This window comes from Methylobacterium sp. NPDC080182 (genome assembly GCF_050281105.1).
Classification (GTDB): domain Bacteria; phylum Pseudomonadota; class Alphaproteobacteria; order Rhizobiales; family Beijerinckiaceae; genus Methylobacterium.
Genome location: NZ_JBNNWO010000006.1, coordinates 265457 through 281434 on the forward strand (window position 1 = coordinate 265457; position 15978 = coordinate 281434).

A 15978-nucleotide genomic window follows, 5' to 3' on the forward strand; every position below is an offset into this window, starting at 1 on the left:
GCGGCCCCGGCGCGAGGCGGAGCCGCGCCCTCAGGCGCGCCGGAGGTTCCAGAGGATCGGGAAGCCCGGGAGGCGGCCCGTGAGGTCGCGCCGGTAGGACGTCATCGAGCGGTAGGAGCCGACCGGCACGAACACGACCTCCTCGAGGGCGATCCGCTGCATGTCGGCGCAGATCGCCCGGCGCGCCTCCGCGTCGGGGGCCGCGAACCACGCGGTCCGGAGCGCCTCCAGCCGCGGCACCGACGGCCAGCCGAACCACGCGTTCGGCCCGCTGGCCCGGAGCGGCTGCAGGGCGGCGGGGTCGGCGTTGTCGAAGGACGAGAAGGTGGTGAGCAGCACCGACCAGCCGCCCTTCTCGACGGGCTCGCGGGAGACGCGCCGCTGGATCACCGTGCCCCAGTCGCTCAGGGCCAGGTCGACGTTGAAGCCGATCCGGGGGAGCAGGTCGGCCGCGACCTGGGTCAGCGCCGCGGGCGCCAGCAGGTCCGTGGGGCCGATCAGCCGGATCTTCGCGCCGTCGTAGCCCGAGGCCCTGAGCGCCGCGCGGGCCGCCTCCAGGCTGCGCGGCCCGGTGAGCGCCTCCAGGCCGACCTGGCTCGCCATCGGTGTGCCGGGCGTGAAGATCCCGCAGCGGTCGTCGTAGGCCCCGGGATCGTCGCCGACGATCGCCGCCATGAAGTCGCTCTGGACGATCGCCGGCAGCACCGCCCGGCGCACCGCGACGTCGTCGAAGGGCGGCTGCAGGTGGTTCATCCGCAGGATCGCCGGGTTGGTGAGCCGGTCGAGGCCCTCCACCACGATGTCGCGGTTGCGGGCGAGCAGCTGCTGGAGCTCGGGCGGCGGCTGCTCGTACCAGTCGATCTCGCCGTTCTGCAGGGCCGCCGCCGCGGTGGCGCCGTCGGCGATGATCCGCCACTCGATCCGGTCGAAATGGGCGACCTTGCCGCCGGCCGTCAGGCTCGGTGTGCCGGGCGCCGGCACGTAGCCGGGGTGGCGCTCGTAGACCATCAGGCTGCCCGAGTTGAACTCGTCGGCCTTCCAGCGGAACGGCCCGGAGCCGGTGGCGTCGGTGATCTGCTTGTACGGGTCGGTCTGGGCGACCCGCTCGGGCATGACGAAGGCCGGCTGGCTCACGCTCGCCAGCGCCTGCGGCAGGAGCGGGAACGGTGCCTTCAGCCGGAACACGATGTCGGTGTCGCCGTCGTGGGCGAGCTCGTCGGTGGCGGCCATCAGGGTCTGGCCGAAGCCGTTGCGGGCCGCCCAGCGCCGGATGCTGGCGACGCAGTCCCGCGCCAGGACCGGCGTGCCGTCGTGGAAGCGCAGGCCCGCGCGCAGGGGGATCGTCACCCGGCGCCCGTCCTGCTCGACCTTGAGGCCGGCCGCCATCTGCGGCTGCGGCCGCAGGTCGGCGTCGAGGCCGAACAGCGTGTCGTAGACCACGTAGGCGTGGTTGCGGGTCACGATCGCCGTCGTCCAGATCGGATCGATGGAGGTGACGTTCGCCTGGGGGACCATGCGCAGGACCCGGGCGCCCTGCGCCCGCCCGACGGAGGGGGCCGCCAGGGCCGCGGCCCCCGCGGCCAGGAAGGTGCGTCGCCTCATAGTCACTCCCCGAACGGTGGATCCCGGCGTCGCAAACGCCGGACCAGGGGGCGCCCCGCCTCAGCTCAGCGGGACGGCGAAGCCCCGCTGCACGGCGGGGCGCTCCATCATCCGGTCGTACCAGCGCCGGACCTGCGGGTAGTCGGCGAGGTCGACCTGGTGGCGCTCGTGGCGCCACGCCCAGCCGAGGATCGCGAAATCCGCCACCGAGAGCGGTCCCGCGACGTACGCGACCTGCGCGAGGCGCCGGTCCAGCACGCCGTAGAGCCGGTGCGTCTCCTTGCTGTAGCGGGCGAGCCCGTAGGCGCGGTCGGCCTCCGCGACGGACAGGAAGTGGTGGACCTGGCCGGGCATCGGCCCGAAGCCGCCCATCTGCCACATCAGCCATTCCAGGGCGGCGACGCGCTGCCGCCGGTCCTCGGGTAGGAAGCGGCCGGTCTTCTCGGCGAGGTAGAGCAGGATCGCCCCGGACTCGAACACCGGGATCGGGGACCCGTCCGGCCCGTCCGGATCGACGATGGCGGGGATGCGGTTGTTCGGGCTGATCGCCAGGAAGTCCGGCGCGTGCTGCGCCCCTTGCGTGATGTCGACCGGGATGACCCGGTAGGGCAGCGCCATCTCCTCCAGCGCCACGCTGATCTTCCGGCCGTTGGGGGTGTTCCAGGCGTAGAGATCGATCATCGCGGGCGCCTCCGCTGTGCCGAGGGAAGCTAGGGCCCGTGACGGGATCCGGCAATTCGGCCGGCGCTCAGGCGGCGACCGGGGCCGGCTCCGGCTCCGGCAGGCCGAGATGCCGGTAGGCGTGTCGGGTGAGGACGCGTCCGCGGGGTGTGCGCTGCACGAAGCCGCGCTGGATCAGGTAGGGTTCGATGATGTCCTCGATCGCGTCCCGCGGCTCCGAAAGCGCCGCCCCGATCGTCTCGATCCCCACCGGCCCGCCCCCGAACGCGCGCGCGATCAGGCTCAGGTACTTGCGGTCCATCACGTCGAGACCCGCACCGTCCACGTCCAAGAGCTGCAGCGCCCGGTCGGCGATCGCCCGCGTCACCGTCTCGGCCTCCGCCACCACCGCGAAGTCCCGCACCCGCCGCAAGAGCCGCCCCGCGATCCGCGGCGTGCCCCGCGCCCGACGGGCGATCTCGTTGGCGCCCTCCGCCGACATGCCCAGACCCAGCACCCGCGCGCCGCGCGCCACGATCTGCTCCAGCTCATCGATCTCGTAGAACTCCAGCCGGATCGGGATGCCGAACCGGTCGCGCAGCGGCGTCGTCAGCAGCCCCGCCCGCGTCGTGGCCCCAACGAGCGTGAACTTCGGCAGCTCGATCTTGACCGAGCGCGCCGCCGGGCCCTCGCCGATGATCAGGTCGAGCTGGTAATCCTCCATGGCCGGGTAGAGGATCTCCTCGACCGCCGGGTTGAGCCGGTGGATCTCGTCGATGAACAGGACGTCGCGCTCCTCCAGGTTGGTGAGCTGGGCGGCCAGATCCCCGGCCTTGGCGATCACCGGCCCGGAGGTCGAGCGGAAGTTCACGCCGAGCTCGCGCGCCACGATCTGCGCCAGCGTGGTCTTGCCCAGCCCCGGCGGACCGACGAACAGCACGTGGTCGAGCGCCTGCCCGGTCTTCCTCGCCGCCTCGATGAACACCTGCATGTTCGCCCGCGCCGCGCGCTGACCGATGAACTCGGCAAGGCTCAGCGGGCGGATCGTCTGATCCGGCTCCGCGGCCGCGGCACCGGACCCCTGCGCGACCGTCCTGATCGGCGTCGCCATTCAGGCCGCCCTGGCGCGACCCGACGCCTTCTCGAAGGGCTGCACGAAGGGCTGCACCAGGACCCGCCGGCCCGAGAGGTCGTGCACGCTCACCCGCCACTCGGCCCAGTCGGTGCGGTTGGCCAGCGAGCGCCGGACGTCGGAGGCGACCTTGCGGGCGCGGTCGACGAGGCGCGCCGTCGCGCGCACCTCGGTGCCGCGGGCGTCGAACACGCATTCGAGGCCGTTGGTGCAGTGGAACCGGTACTTGGCCATCCCTCGCTCCTCCTCGGCCGCCCCGCGCGGCGCTGCTCCTTTGTTCACTATATGTTCTCAAACCGGCGGGATCCAGCCCCGGCGAAGCGTCGCAGGCGGCCTCGGCGCGGCCCGCGTCCGGCCTTCCGGCTGCGGCCGATGGGATCGGCCCGGAACACCGCGCGCCCCGCGGGCTTACCGGGCGAGACGCCTCACCGCCGGACCGGGAACCCACCATGCGCGCCACGCTCCTCGCCCTCCTGCTGGCCGCCGGCCTCGGCGCGCCCGGCCGCGCCGCCGAGGCGCCGGCCGGGTCCGACGCCCTGAAGCCGATGGTGGAGTCGAACGACCTCGTCTTCAACGGCATCACCCGGTCCGCGGACGGCCGGCTGTTCTCGCCGTTCCAGCGGCAGAGCAAGGACAAGGGGATCGAGCTCGGCGAGTGGCGGGACGGCAAGGCGGTCCCGTACCCCGACGCGGCCTGGAACGCCTGGAAGACGGGTGACGACCCGGCCAAGGCCTTCGTGGCGGTCAACGCCATCCGGATCGGGCCGGACGGGAATCTCTGGGTGGTCGACAAGGGCGCGTCCGGCATGGGCGCTGCGCCGCTGCCGGGCGGCCCGAAGCTCGTGCAGATCGACCTCGCCACGAACGCCGTGCGCAGGGTCTACCCGCTGCAGGCGGCGACCACCGAGAAGAGCTTCATCGACGATTTCCGGTTCAACGGCGGCCACATCTACCTGACGGATGCCGGCCAGCCCGGTCTGATCGTCCTCGACCGCGAGACCGGCGGCCTCCGGCGGGTGCTCGACGGACACTGGTCGACGATCGCGCAGCGCCCGCTGACCGGCCAGGGCCGCGTGCTCCGGGACGACAAGGACAAGCTGCTCTTCATCCACGCCGACCAGCTGGAAGTCTCGCCGGACGGCAAGACCTTCTACTACCAAGCGTGCACCGGGCCGCTCTACAGCATCGAGACCCGGTACCTCGACGACGCGGCCGTGAGCGACGACGAGCGCGCCCGGCACGTGAAGCTCCACGCCGCCACGGTGGCGACGGGCGGCACCGCCATCGACGCGGGCGGCACCATCTACGCGAGCGACACGGACGGCCTGCGGATCCTCAAGATCGCGCCGGACGGGACCGTGAGCACGCTGGTGCAGGACCCGCGGCTCGTCTGGGTCGACGCGATGTGGATCGACGAGCAGGGGGGTCTGTGGATCCCGGCGGCGCAGATGAACCGCACGCCGGCGATGAGCGGCGGCGCGGCCTCGACGGTCAAGTTCCCGACGACGATCTACCGGATGCAGATCGACGCCGAGCCGCTGCGCAACTGAGGATGGATCGGCCCGGTCCCAGGGGCGGCCTCGCGTCGGGCGCGCGGCGGCTGACGCCGAACCCGGAACCCGGGTTACAAGTTGGATCGAGGCGGGTGCCGGGCCCGGGACCCTGTACCGGGATCCGGCACCGAGGCCCGGCACGAAGAGAGGATGGACCGACCATGCGCAGGATGCAGTCGTCGCGGTGGGCCGGCGCCTTCCTGGCTGCCGGCCTGATCGTCGCGTTCGCCCCGCCGGCGCGGGCCGACGCCGCCCTGGTCCTGCGGGAGACCCGGCTGCACACGCCGCCGGACTCGCACGAGCCGCAGCGGGCGATGGTCAACCTGCGCAACACCGGCCCGGACCTCGCGACGAACGTGACCGTGCTCTGCACCTTCACGGGGGCCGGCGGGACGGTGCTCGACACGCAGCAGGCCTCGGTGCCGGAGGTCGTGAGCCTCGCCGACGTGCAGGCCGAGACGATCTACTACGGCTGGCCCCGCGCGAGCAGCGCCACCTGCCGCCTCGCCGAGCCGTAGCCGGCGGCCCCCGTCGCCCGCCGGGCCGGCCGACGCAGCCTTAGCGGTTTCCGCGCGTTATGGTCCGGTCCCGTGGCGTCCCAGGTCCGTTTCCGGCAGAAGGCGCCCACGCCCCGCCCCTCTGTCGCAGCGCCAGCCCCGTGCCCGTATCCCCCGCCCTCCCGATTTTGGCGATCCGCCCCGACCGCCCCGCGCGGCCGGCGGGGGAGTCCATCGCGACGCACGGGCCCTGAGCGTGGACGAGACGGGGACCGAGGCGCTCCTGCGGCGCGCCCGCGCGCTGGAGGCGGAGGCCGCCGGACTCCGGGCGCGGGCGGCCGCCACCGGCGCAGAGGCGGACGCCCCGACGCTCCCGCAGCCCCCCGCCGACCTGTCCGGGGCCGGCCTCGCCCTCCGGGAGGCCGAGGCGCGCCTGCTGCGGGCGCAGGAGGCGGGCGGGATCGGCCTGTTCACCGTGGGGGTCGCGGACGGGCTCCTGCACCCGACCCCGCAATTCTGCCGGCTCTACGGCCTGCCGGAGCGCGACACCTACCCGGCCGAGCTGGTCGAGGCGCTGATCCTACCGGAGGACCAGGCCCTCGTCTCGACGGCGGCGAGCCGGCGCCGCGGCGACGCCCCGCGGGACGTCGCCTACCGGATCCGGCGGCCGGATACCGGCGAGATCCGCTGGATCGCCCGGCAGGGGGAGATCGAGCGCGACGCCGCGGGGCGGCCGGTGCGGTTCTCCGGGGTCGCGCGCGACATCACCGAGCAGCGCGAGGCCCGCGACGCCCTGCGCGCCGGCGAGGAGCGCTACCGGACGCTGTTCGAGGCCATCGACGACGGCTTCTGCATCATCGAGTTCTTCGACGGCCCGCACGGCCCGCTCAGCGACTACGTCCACGTCGAGGCCAATCCCGGCTACGAGCGCCACACCGGCATCGCCGGCATCGTCGGGCGGACGCTGCGCGACCTCGTGTCGGCCGAGGACGCGGAGGCCTGGCTCGAACTCTACGGCGGCGTGCTCCGCACCGGTGTCCCGATCCGGTTCGAGCGCTTCTTCGCCCAGGCCGACCGCTTCATCGACGTCTCGGCCGCCCGGATCGGGCCGGCGAGCCGGCGCCAGGTCTCGGTGCTGTTCCGGGACATCACCGCGCGCCGGCAGGCGGAGGACGCCCTGCGCGCCAGCGAGGCGCTCGCCCGGACCAACATCGAGCGCGTGCAGCTCGCCCTCGCGGCCGGCGCCATCATCGGCACGTGGCACTGGGACCTGCCGAGCGACCGGTTCACGGTCGACGAGGGCTTCGCCCGCAGCTTCGGCCTCGACCCGGCGCTGGGCCGGGACGGCATCCCGCTCGCCCGGATCGTCGCGACCGTGCATCCGGACGACCAGCCCGGGCTGGCCGCGGCCATCAACGCGGCCGTCGCCCGGGGCGGCGCCTACGCGCACCAGTACCGGGTGCGCCGCGCCGACGGGCGCTACTACTGGCTGGAGGCCAACGGCCGCGTCGACCACGCGCCCGACGGCACGCCCCTGAGCTTCCCCGGGGTCCTGATCGACGTGGACGAGCGCCGCGCCGTCGAGGCCGAGCGGGATCGCGTCGCAGCGGCGCTGCGCAGCCTCAACGAGACCCTGGAGCAGCGGGTCGCCGAGCGGACGGCCGAGCTGATGCGCGCCGAGGAGGCCCTCCGCCAGTCGCAGAAGATGGAGGCGGTCGGCCAGCTCACCGGCGGCCTCGCCCACGACTTCAACAACATGCTGGCCGGCATCGTCGGCTCGCTGGAGCTGATGCAGACCCGGATGCTGCAGGGGCGGGTCGGCGACCTCGACCGCTACATCGGCGCGGCGCAGGGCGCGGCCAAGCGCGCCGCCGCCCTGACCCACCGCCTGCTGGCCTTCTCGCGCCGCCAGACCCTCGACCCGAAGCCGACGGACGCGAACCGCCTGGTCGAGGGCATGATGGAGCTCGTGCGCCGCACGGTCGGCCCCGCGGTGGCGATCGAGTCGGTGGGGGCCGGCGGCCTGTGGCCGACGCTGGTCGATCCGAGCCAGCTCGAGAACGCGCTGCTCAACCTCTGCATCAACGCCCGGGACGCGATGCCGGCGGGCGGGCGCATCGTCATCGAGACCGCCAACCGCTGGCTCGACCACCGGGCCGCCCAGGAGCGCGAGCTGGAGCCGGGGCAGTACGTGACGCTCTGCGTCTCGGACAACGGCACCGGCATGACCCCCGACGTGGTCGCCAAGGCCTTCGACCCGTTCTTCACCACCAAGCCGATCGGCGAGGGCACGGGCCTCGGCCTGTCGATGATCTACGGCTTCGCCAAGCAGTCCGGCGGGCAGGTCCGGATCTACTCGGAGGTCGGCCAGGGCACGATGGTCTGCCTCTACCTGCCCCGCCATCTCGGCGAGGCGGAGGCCGAGGTGAGCCTGCCGGACCTCGCCCACGCGCCCCGCGCCGAGCAGGGCGAGACGGTCCTGGTTGTGGACGACGAGCCGACCGTGCGGATGCTGGTCACCGAGGTGCTGGAGGATCTCGGCTACGCGGCGATCGAGGCAGCGGACGGCGCCTCGGGGCTGAAGGTCCTCCAGTCGGACGTGCGCGTCGACATGCTCATCACCGATGTCGGCCTGCCCGGCGGCATGAACGGCCGCCAGATGGCCGATGCCGGCCGCCAGCACCGCCCGGACCTGAAGGTCCTGTTCATCACCGGCTACGCCGAGAACGCCGCCCTCAACCACGGCCATCTCGGCCCCGGCATGCAGGTGATGACGAAGCCCTTCGCCCTGGAGGCGCTCGCCACCCGCATCCGCGGCATCATCGGCGGCGAGGGCTGAGGCCCGGAGGCCCGGGCGGGCGGTTCGCCTCCGGCACACGGCGTCGCAGGCCCGCGCGGAACGGGTTCTCCGGCCCGGGCGTCATTGCCATACCGCGCCGGCGCGCCCATGAGGGCGACCTCGCGGGCACCATCGCGGGCGTCCTCGGCACGGGGCCCGGCGGGCGGGCAGGCCCGGGAGCGGACCGGCAGGGCCGCGCCGAACGGAGGCGACAGGGAAGCTACCGTGGACACGCAGACCATCCCGGCCGAACTCACGACCTTCTTCGAGAAATCCCACATCGCCCTGGCGCTGGCCGCGGCGGGCGACGACAACGTCCTGCTCCTGGTGAACGAGCGGTTCCACCAGCTCACCGGCTACACGGGCGCGGAGGTCGTCGGGCGCAATTGCCGCCTCCTCCAGCGCGACGCCGACAACCGGGAGGCGCGGGCCAAGATCCACGCCTTCCTGGAGAACGACCGTCAGGACACGGTGCGCACGCCGATCGTGAATTTCCGCAAGGACGGGAAGCCCTTCGTCAACCTTCTGTACATGTCCAAACTGAAGGCGCTCTCGGGCGAGGTGCGCTACCTTTTCGCATCCCAATTCGACGTCAGCCGCTCGCAACCTGAGTTGCTTTCCGCCTACGATGCAGAACTGGGCCGGACCCTGTCCCGGCTGACCCCGACGCTTGCGGAGAGTGGGCTCGTCATCGAGGGCTCGCTGATGACGATCGCCAACACGGTCGCCACGGTCGCGCAGGCCAAGCTCACGCTCGCGGATCTCGATGCACCAGGATTTCCTTAGCGCCCCCGGCGGCGAGGCCTCGGAGGTCCTGGACGGCGCCGGCACGGTGACGGCCCCGCCCTTCGCCGGGCCCGTCGTGGGCATCGGCGCCTCGGCGGGGGGCCTCGAGGCCCTGCGGGAGATGCTGGCGCGCGCCCGGCCGCCGACCGGCATGGCCTTCGTCATCGTCCAGCACCTCGACCCCAACCACGAGAGCATGCTGGCGCAGCTCCTCGACCGGCAGACCGAGCTGGAGGTTCTCCAGTGCGAGGGCGGGGAGCGGATCGCGGGCGACAAGGTCTACATCATCCCGCCCGGGCGCGGCCTCGTCATCCAGAACGGCGTCCTCGAACTCACCCACTTCGTCCAGCCGCGGGGCCTGCGCCGGCCGATCGACGACTTCTTCCTGTCGCTCGCGGTCGACCAGCAGGCCAACGCCGCCTGCGTGATCCTGTCGGGCACGGGGGCCGACGGCACGACCGGCCTGCGGGCGATCAAGGAGCACGGCGGCGTCTGCGTGGTGCAGCAGCCCGACACCGCCCGCTACGACGGCATGCCGCTCTCGGCGGTCGGGACCAGCCTCGTCGACTTCGTGCGGCCGCCGGGCGAGATCGTCGACTGCCTCACCACCTTCTTCCGCCGCCGCGGCACCGACGCCGTCGACGCCGAGTCCCGCCTCGTCGCCGACCACATCGACGACCTCTGCCGGGTCATCCGCGCGGCGGTGGGCCACGACTTCGCCGGCTACAAGCGGACCACCCTGGTCCGGCGGGTCGAGCGGCGCATGCACGTCCTCGGGCTCGAGTCCGGCCGGGCCTATCTCGGCCGCGTCCGGGCCGACAAGACCGAGTGCGAGGCGCTGTTCCGCGACCTCCTGATCAACGTCACCCGCTTCTTCCGCGACGCCGAGATGTTCGAGCTCCTCCGGGAGCGCGTGGTGGAGCCCCTGCTGCGCACCCGCGATCCCGAGGAGGACATCCGGGTCTGGATCCCGGGCTGCTCCAGCGGCGAGGAGGCCTACAGCATCGCCATGCTGTTCGCCGACGCCGCCCGCCGCCTCGGGCTGCCGCCGGCGGTCCAGATCTTCGCCACCGACATCGACGAGCGCATGCTCCAGATCGCCCGGGAGGCGACCTACCCGGCCGCCGCGCTCGCCGACATCCCGGCCCATCTGCGGGAGCGCTACGTCGTCCTCCACGCCGAGCGCTTCACCGTCGCGGCCGAGATCCGCGACCTGATCCGCTTCTCCAGCCACAGCCTAGTCAAGGACCCGCCCTTCTCGCGGGTCGACCTCCTGTCCTGCCGCAACCTGCTGATCTACTTCGACGAGCGCCTCCAGCAATCGGTGGTGCCGCTGTTCCACTACGCGGTCCGGCCGGGGGGCTACCTGTTCCTCGGCCCCTCGGAGAGCGTCAGCCGCTTCGAGCACCTGTTCCCGGTCATTGACCAGCACGCCCGCCTGTTCGAGCGGCCGCCGGGCGCGCCGCAATACCCGATCGACCTGCCCGGGAGCGCCCGCCGGGGCGAGGCCCGGCGCGGCGGGCGCGAGGAGCGGCGCGGCGAGCCCTCGATCGCCGACGAGACCGTGGCGGTGCGCCGCGTCATGGAGCGCTACGCCCCGCCCAGCATGGTGCTCAACGAGGACGGCGGCATCATCGCCGCCTACGGGCGCCTGAGCCGCTACTTCGACTTCCCGGTGACCCGGACCGGCGGCACCAGCGCCATCACCCTGGCGCGCCCGGGCCTGCGCGACGTCATCGGCCCGCTGCTCCGCCAGACCCGCGACGCGCGCAAGCGCGTGGTCGTCCGCGACGTGGAGATCCGCTCGGAATACGGCGTCCAGCCGGTGGAGCTGATCTGCGATCCCCTGCCCGACGGCTCGATGCTCCTGGTGCTGCGCGACACCGGCGCCTTCCGGGCGGCGGACGACCTCGACCTGATCGAGATGGATGCCGGCGGCGACCACGTCGAGGCGCTGGAAGAGGAGCTGCTGCGCACCCGCTACAAGCTGCGCTCGGCGGTCGAGGAACTGGAGACGACGAACGAGGAGCTGAAGAGCTCCAACGAAGAAATGATGTCGATGAACGAGGAGCTCCAGTCGACGAACGAGGAGCTGTCCACGGTCAACGACGAGCTGAAGACCAAGGTCGAGCAGCTCACCATCGCCAATGCCGACCTGCGCAATTTCTTCGAATCCACCGACCTCGCCGTCGTGGTGCTCGACCGCGAGCTGAGGGTGCGCAGCTTCACCACGTCGGCCACCACGATCTTCCCGCTGCAGCCGGGCGATCGCGGCCGCCCCCTCGCCGACGTGTCGAGCCGGCTCGCCGGGCACGAGTACCTGCACGACGCCCAGGAGGTCTGCGCCGGCGGCTCGGTGATCCAGCGGCGCGTCGCCACCCGGGACGGGGAGCGCACGCTCTCGCTGCGGGTGCTGCCCTACCGCCTGCAGAACGGCAGCGTCGACGGCGCCACCCTGGTGCTCACCGACATCACCGAGGCGCTGTCGCTGGAGCGCCAGCTCGCCGCGGAGCGCGAGCGGCTGGAACTGGCCGTGAAGGCCGGGGGCATCGGCGTCTGGGAATACAGCCCGGATGCCGGGACCGTCGTGGTCGACAGCATCGCCGGCACGATGTTCGGCCTCGCTCCCGACACCCCGCACCCCACCGCGTCCCTGGCGGCCAGCGTGCTGCCCGAGGACCGTCCCGGCTTCGAGGCGGCGCTGTCCGAGGCGGCGCACGGGCTCAACGAGTTCGAGGCGCGCATCCGCGTGCGCGCCGCCGACCACGCGCCGCGGCACATCCGCAGTTACGGGCGCCTGACCCGGAGCGGCGACCGGAAGCGGATCGTCGGCGTCTGCATCGACGTGTCGCCCGAATACGCGCTCGCCGAGACCCGCGACCTGATGCTGCGGGAGATGAACCACCGGGTGAAGAACCTGTTCGCGATCATCGGCGGCATGATCTCGGCGGGCGCCCGCACGCACCGGGAGATCGGCGTCTTCGCCACCGACATGCGCGACCGCATCTCGGCCCTCGGGCGGGCGCATTCCCTGGCCGACCCGTCCGACGGCCAGGGCATGAGCGATCTCGCGGGCCTGATCGGCGCGACCCTGCGCCCGTACCGCGACCACGTCCCCACGGTGATCGAGGGCCCCCTCGTGGCGATCAACTGGCGGCACGTGTCGTCGCTGGCGATGATCCTGCACGAGTGGGCGACGAACTCGGTGAAGTACGGCGCGCTCGGGGCCGACGACGGCGCGCTGTCGGTCACCTGGGACCGGCAGGAGGCGGGACTCGTCCTGGACTGGTGCGAGCGGATGGCCCGTGTCCCGGAGCCGAGGCCCGGACGAGGTTTCGGGACGATGCTGGTGGAGATGTCGCTGCGCCAGCTCGAAGCGACCGTGACGCGCAGCCACGACGCCGCCGAGTACCGGATCACGCTGCATCTGCCCGAGGCGGCACTCCTGCGGGGCTGACGCGCGCTCAGGGATATCCGTGCGTCGGCCGTCCTTGCGAGCGCAGCGAAGCAATCCCGTCGGCGCCACGCTTGCCGATGCTGCGCGACCCTGGATTGCTTCGCTGCGCTCGCAAAGACGGCGAGGTCTCCCGATCCTTCACCGCGGGTTCGGGAGGAGTCACGATGCCGGAGGGCGCCGGACGAACCGGCGCCCCGCCCCCCCTCAGTCGATGACTTCGACGATGCGGTGGCCGCGATCGACCAGGACGGGCTGGTCGTTCACGATGGTGTAGCGGTAGCCCGGACGCACCCGGTACTCGGTGGGCACGTCGTAGTAGGTGACGCTGTCCTCCGGCAGCACGGTGCCGACCCGGACCGGGCCGCCCCAGCTGTAGGAGCGCGCGCCGCGCTCGCGGACGTAGCTGCGGAACCGCGGGCGGTCGTCGACGCCCAGGATGCCGCCGACCGTGCCGGTCGCCGCGCCGACCGCGCCGCCGACGATGCCGCCGACCGGGCCGGCCGCGTCGGCGCCGACCGCCGCACCCTCGGCCGCGCCCCGCAGGGTGCCCTGCGCCTGGGCGGCCGCCGGGAGGGCGAGGAGGCCGGCGGTCGCCAGCGACAGAAGAAGCTTGTTGGTCATGCTGAGATCTCCAGGGTCGTCAGGGCGCGGCTGTCCGCCCAGGATCAGTTGCAGCCTTCCTTGTGGACGGTCTTGGAGTTGCCCATGCCGTCCTCCTTGTGGACGGTCTTCGAACCGCAATCGACGCTGCCGGTGGTGACCTCGCGCTTCTCGACGACGGTGTCGCGGTGGTCGACGACGGCGGGCCCGTCGCGGCGGATGACGGTGGTCTCCTCGGCGCTCGCCGCGCCGCACAGGGCCGCGAACAGGGCGCCCGAGAGAATGATGGTCCGCATGGTTGGCCTCCTGACTTCAATCGAAGCCAGCAACGGCAGCGGCGGAAAAAGGGTTCCACGCGCATTGATCGGTAGATCACGCGGATATTCGCGATGCGGCACGGTATTGGTTGTGTACAATCGACCGCTCCCGTCCCGCTCAGCTGGTCGGGACGGGAGCGGCGCCTCAGCCGGCCAGGGGCGGCACCCGGGACCACCAGTCGTGCGCCCGCTCGTACTGGTGGGCGACGCGCAGGATCTCGGCCTCGGCGAAGGGCCGGGCGGCGATCTGGAGGCTGATCGGCAGGCCGCGCCGGTCGAAGCCGCAGGGCAGCGCGATGGCGGGCAGGCCCGCGAGGTTGAACGGGTAGGTCAGGCGCCAGGAGGCCGCCAGCACGCTCTCCGCGCGCCCGCCGAGCGTCACCGCGGACTCGTCCGTCCGCCACGCGGTCAGCGGCGAGGCCGGGCCGACGATCACGTCGGCCTCGGCCAGGACGGCGGCCATCTCGTCCATGATCAGGGCCCGCACCTGCTCGGCCCGCAGGTAGTCCGGCCCGGTCACGAGCCGGCCCATCTCCACGAGGTCGCGGACGTCGGCGGCGAAGCCCGCCACGTGGCCCCGGGCGAGGCTGCGGTCGTGGTAGGCGGTCGAGGAGGCGAGCTCGATGGCGTAGATGGCGCCGAGGCCGTGGCGCAGGGACGGCACCGCGACGTCGCGCACCGCGCAGCCCCGGTCTTCGAGGAAGCGGAGCGCCGCCTCGACGGCGGCGGCGACGTCGTCGTCGATTGCGTCGAAGAAGTGGTTGCGGATCACCGCGACCCGCAGGCCCCGGATCGGCCGGTCGAGCCCGGCCGTGTAGTCGGGGACCGGGGCCGCGCTGGCCGCGGGATCGCCGGGATCCGGGCCGGCGAGCGCCTGCAGCATCAGGGCGGAATCGGCCACCGTCAGGGTCAGCGGCCCGGCATGGTCGAGGGACCAGGAATGCGGCACGATCCCCGACCGGCCGACCCGGCCGTAGGTCGGCTTGAGGCCGACGATCCCGCACAGGGCGGCCGGGATCCGGATCGAGCCGCCCGTGTCCGAGCCGAGGGCGGCCGGGCAGAGGCGGGCCGCGACCGCCGCGCCCGAGCCGCCGCTGGAGCCGCCGGGCACCCGGTCGGGGTCCCAGGGGTTGCGGGTCGGCGGCGTGACCATGCCCCAGGCGAATTCGTGCATCCGCGTCTTGCCGAGGATCACCGCGCCGGCCGCCCGCAGCCGCGCCACGGCGTGGCTGTCGGCCGCCGGGAAGGTCAGGGCCTCCACCGCCGTGCCGGCCCGGGTCGGCATGTCGGCGGTGGTGTAGTTGTCCTTGACGGCGATCGGGATGCCGTGGAGCGGGCCGCGCGGCCCCGTCCGGGCGATCTCGGCATCGGCCGCGCGCGCGGCGTCGAGGGCCGCGGGCGAGAGGTGGACGACGCTGTTCAGGGCGCCGTCGAGGCGCGCGATCCGGTCGAGGCTGGCGCCGACGAGCTCGGCGCTCGACAGCTCCCGCGCCGCGATCCGCCGCGCGAGCTCGGTGATCGGGGCTTGCCAGAGGGGGTCAGTCGCGGCGGTCGTCATGGGGCACCCGGCGGTAGGGGAGCGTCGGATCGAACACGACCGGCGGGTGGATGTCCGCGAGGTCGAGGTCGCGGAGCCGCGCGATCTCGGCGAGCACCGGCGCGAACTGGGCCAGCAGGTGCGCGACCCGCCGGGGCTCCTGGCGCAGGCCGACGACGTCGCGCAGCAGGTCGGGGGCTGCATCCCCGGCGGCGCCCGGCCGCTCGGCGGGGGGCCTGAGCAGCATCGCCACGACGTCGTCCGGCAGGGCGCCGGCCGGGCCGTCCTTCCGCGGCATGCCGGCCACGAACGGCACGAGCTGACGGCGGGCGACCAGGAGAACGCGACGCAGCTCGGCCACGGGCTCGGCGTGCTCGTCGACCCGCAGGTCGAGGTGCGGGTAATCCTCGCCGGCGACGATCTTGAGCGCCGCCGACTGCTTGCCGCGCCGGTCGCCGCCGGCCGCGTCGCCGGCCTCCAGGCTGCGCATCAGCCGCTCGTCGAGATCCTGGGCGTCGCTCCCCTCGAAGGCCTCCGCCATGGCGTCGACAACGCCCGGCCCGGCGAGCATGTTGCCCTGGACGGCGTAGCCGGCCCCGGTGCGGTGGCCGGCCGCCGGCGTGCATCCGGCGCCGGACCAGGCGGCGGCCCGCCCCTGCCCGTCGACGAGGCCGAGCTGGCGCAGGTCCGGACGGTCGTCGGTGGCGAGGGCCGCCGCCAGCGCGGCGTCGGGATCCTGCCCGCCGGCCAGCCCGTCGAGGATGCGGGCGGCGAGGTAGGGGTTCACCCAGGACTGGGTGGTGACGGCCCCGATCCCGGCCCTGAGGAACGGGCACAGGCCGCCCACCGCCGGGACTGCGCTCGCCACCGCGACGCCGAGCTGGCCGGTCCGCGGGCAGCGGGCGGCGATCGAGAAGGTGTTGAGTTCTCTCATGCGCTTTCGGCTTCCTCCTCCCTGCTCCCAATCCACCACCGTCTTTGCGAGCGCAGGGAAGCAA

General features: G+C 73.2%; 13 protein-coding genes. 5 read left to right on the forward strand and 8 right to left on the reverse strand.

What is annotated here, in order from left to right; all coding sequences use genetic code 11:
* Positions 1-30: 30 nt before the first annotated feature.
* The 4 genes from ACQKQD_RS13465 to ACQKQD_RS13480 all read right to left on the reverse strand — a co-directional run bounded on the left by ACQKQD_RS13465 (position 31) and on the right by ACQKQD_RS13480 (position 3628).
* On the reverse strand, positions 31-1602 hold the full coding sequence (locus ACQKQD_RS13465; RefSeq protein ID WP_091981473.1) for an ABC transporter substrate-binding protein: 1572 nt from the start codon (positions 1600-1602) through the stop codon (positions 31-33).
* Between the two features lie 60 nt (positions 1603-1662).
* A complete protein-coding gene (locus tag ACQKQD_RS13470) occupies positions 1663-2283 on the reverse strand; it encodes a glutathione S-transferase N-terminal domain-containing protein (RefSeq protein WP_020096319.1) in 621 nt (206 codons plus the stop codon).
* A 67-nt stretch (positions 2284-2350) separates the two neighbouring features.
* Positions 2351-3373: a Holliday junction branch migration DNA helicase RuvB gene (ruvB, locus tag ACQKQD_RS13475; protein WP_427508592.1), complete on the reverse strand. Its 1023-nt coding sequence runs from the start codon at positions 3371-3373 to the stop codon at positions 2351-2353.
* Positions 3374-3628, reverse strand: a complete 255-nt coding sequence (locus tag ACQKQD_RS13480; protein ID WP_020096048.1) for a DUF6894 family protein — start codon at positions 3626-3628, stop codon at positions 3374-3376. It abuts the gene before it with no gap.
* A gap of 215 nt (positions 3629-3843) precedes the next feature.
* On the opposite strand from ACQKQD_RS13480, the gene ACQKQD_RS13485 reads away from it, so the two are divergent.
* From ACQKQD_RS13485 to ACQKQD_RS13505, 5 genes are all read left to right on the forward strand, one after another.
* On the forward strand, positions 3844-4944 hold the full coding sequence (locus ACQKQD_RS13485) for an SMP-30/gluconolactonase/LRE family protein (RefSeq protein WP_427508593.1): 1101 nt from the start codon (positions 3844-3846) through the stop codon (positions 4942-4944).
* Positions 4945-5108: 164 nt separating this feature from the next.
* Positions 5109-5465, forward strand: coding sequence for a hypothetical protein (locus ACQKQD_RS13490; RefSeq protein ID WP_091981479.1), 357 nt, complete (start codon positions 5109-5111; stop codon positions 5463-5465).
* A gap of 235 nt (positions 5466-5700) precedes the next feature.
* Positions 5701-8283, forward strand: a complete 2583-nt coding sequence (locus ACQKQD_RS13495) for a PAS domain-containing protein (protein WP_091981481.1) — start codon at positions 5701-5703, stop codon at positions 8281-8283.
* 225 nt (positions 8284-8508) lie between these two features.
* Positions 8509-9069 (forward strand): PAS domain-containing protein, encoded by a 561-nt coding sequence (locus ACQKQD_RS13500; RefSeq protein WP_020096052.1) that lies wholly within the window; start codon positions 8509-8511, stop codon positions 9067-9069.
* The gene (locus tag ACQKQD_RS13505; RefSeq protein WP_091928231.1) at positions 9050-12526 is read left to right on the forward strand and encodes a CheR family methyltransferase; all 3477 of its coding nucleotides are present in this window, start codon (positions 9050-9052) and stop codon (positions 12524-12526) included. The genes ACQKQD_RS13500 and ACQKQD_RS13505 overlap by 20 nt, the downstream gene beginning before the upstream one ends.
* Before the next feature lie 204 nt (positions 12527-12730).
* Here the strand turns inward: ACQKQD_RS13505 and ACQKQD_RS13510 are convergent, their stop codons facing one another.
* From ACQKQD_RS13510 to ACQKQD_RS13525, 4 genes are all read right to left on the reverse strand, one after another.
* A complete protein-coding gene (locus ACQKQD_RS13510) occupies positions 12731-13147 on the reverse strand; it encodes a DUF1236 domain-containing protein (protein ID WP_020096054.1) in 417 nt (138 codons plus the stop codon).
* A 44-nt stretch (positions 13148-13191) separates the two neighbouring features.
* The gene (locus ACQKQD_RS13515; protein WP_020096055.1) at positions 13192-13422 is read right to left on the reverse strand and encodes a hypothetical protein; all 231 of its coding nucleotides are present in this window, start codon (positions 13420-13422) and stop codon (positions 13192-13194) included.
* A 166-nt stretch (positions 13423-13588) separates the two neighbouring features.
* Entirely contained in the window at positions 13589-15001 is a 1413-nt protein-coding gene (locus ACQKQD_RS13520) for an amidase (RefSeq protein ID WP_427508594.1), read from the reverse strand.
* Positions 14982-15914 (reverse strand): DUF1028 domain-containing protein, encoded by a 933-nt coding sequence (locus tag ACQKQD_RS13525; protein ID WP_427508595.1) that lies wholly within the window; start codon positions 15912-15914, stop codon positions 14982-14984. The genes ACQKQD_RS13520 and ACQKQD_RS13525 overlap by 20 nt, the downstream gene beginning before the upstream one ends.
* Positions 15915-15978: the final 64 nt, after the last annotated feature.

Bases quoted from the DNA above. Each gene is read 5' to 3' on its own strand.
- ACQKQD_RS13465 (WP_091981473.1), bottom strand. From the start codon at position 1,602: ATGAGGCGACGCACCTTCCTGGCCGCGGGGGCCGCGGCCCTGGCGGCC.
- ACQKQD_RS13470 (WP_020096319.1), bottom strand. From the start codon at position 2,283: ATGATCGATCTCTACGCCTGGAACACCCCCAACGGCCGGAAGATCAGC.
- ruvB (WP_427508592.1), bottom strand. From the start codon at position 3,373: ATGGCGACGCCGATCAGGACGGTCGCGCAGGGGTCCGGTGCCGCGGCC.
- ACQKQD_RS13480 (WP_020096048.1), bottom strand. From the start codon at position 3,628: ATGGCCAAGTACCGGTTCCACTGCACCAACGGCCTCGAATGCGTGTTC.
- ACQKQD_RS13485 (WP_427508593.1), top strand. From the start codon at position 3,844: ATGCGCGCCACGCTCCTCGCCCTCCTGCTGGCCGCCGGCCTCGGCGCG.
- ACQKQD_RS13490 (WP_091981479.1), top strand. From the start codon at position 5,109: ATGCGCAGGATGCAGTCGTCGCGGTGGGCCGGCGCCTTCCTGGCTGCC.
- ACQKQD_RS13505 (WP_091928231.1), top strand. From the start codon at position 9,050: ATGCACCAGGATTTCCTTAGCGCCCCCGGCGGCGAGGCCTCGGAGGTC.
- ACQKQD_RS13510 (WP_020096054.1), bottom strand. From the start codon at position 13,147: ATGACCAACAAGCTTCTTCTGTCGCTGGCGACCGCCGGCCTCCTCGCC.
- ACQKQD_RS13515 (WP_020096055.1), bottom strand. From the start codon at position 13,422: ATGCGGACCATCATTCTCTCGGGCGCCCTGTTCGCGGCCCTGTGCGGC.
- ACQKQD_RS13520 (WP_427508594.1), bottom strand. From the start codon at position 15,001: ATGACGACCGCCGCGACTGACCCCCTCTGGCAAGCCCCGATCACCGAG.
- ACQKQD_RS13525 (WP_427508595.1), bottom strand. From the start codon at position 15,914: ATGAGAGAACTCAACACCTTCTCGATCGCCGCCCGCTGCCCGCGGACC.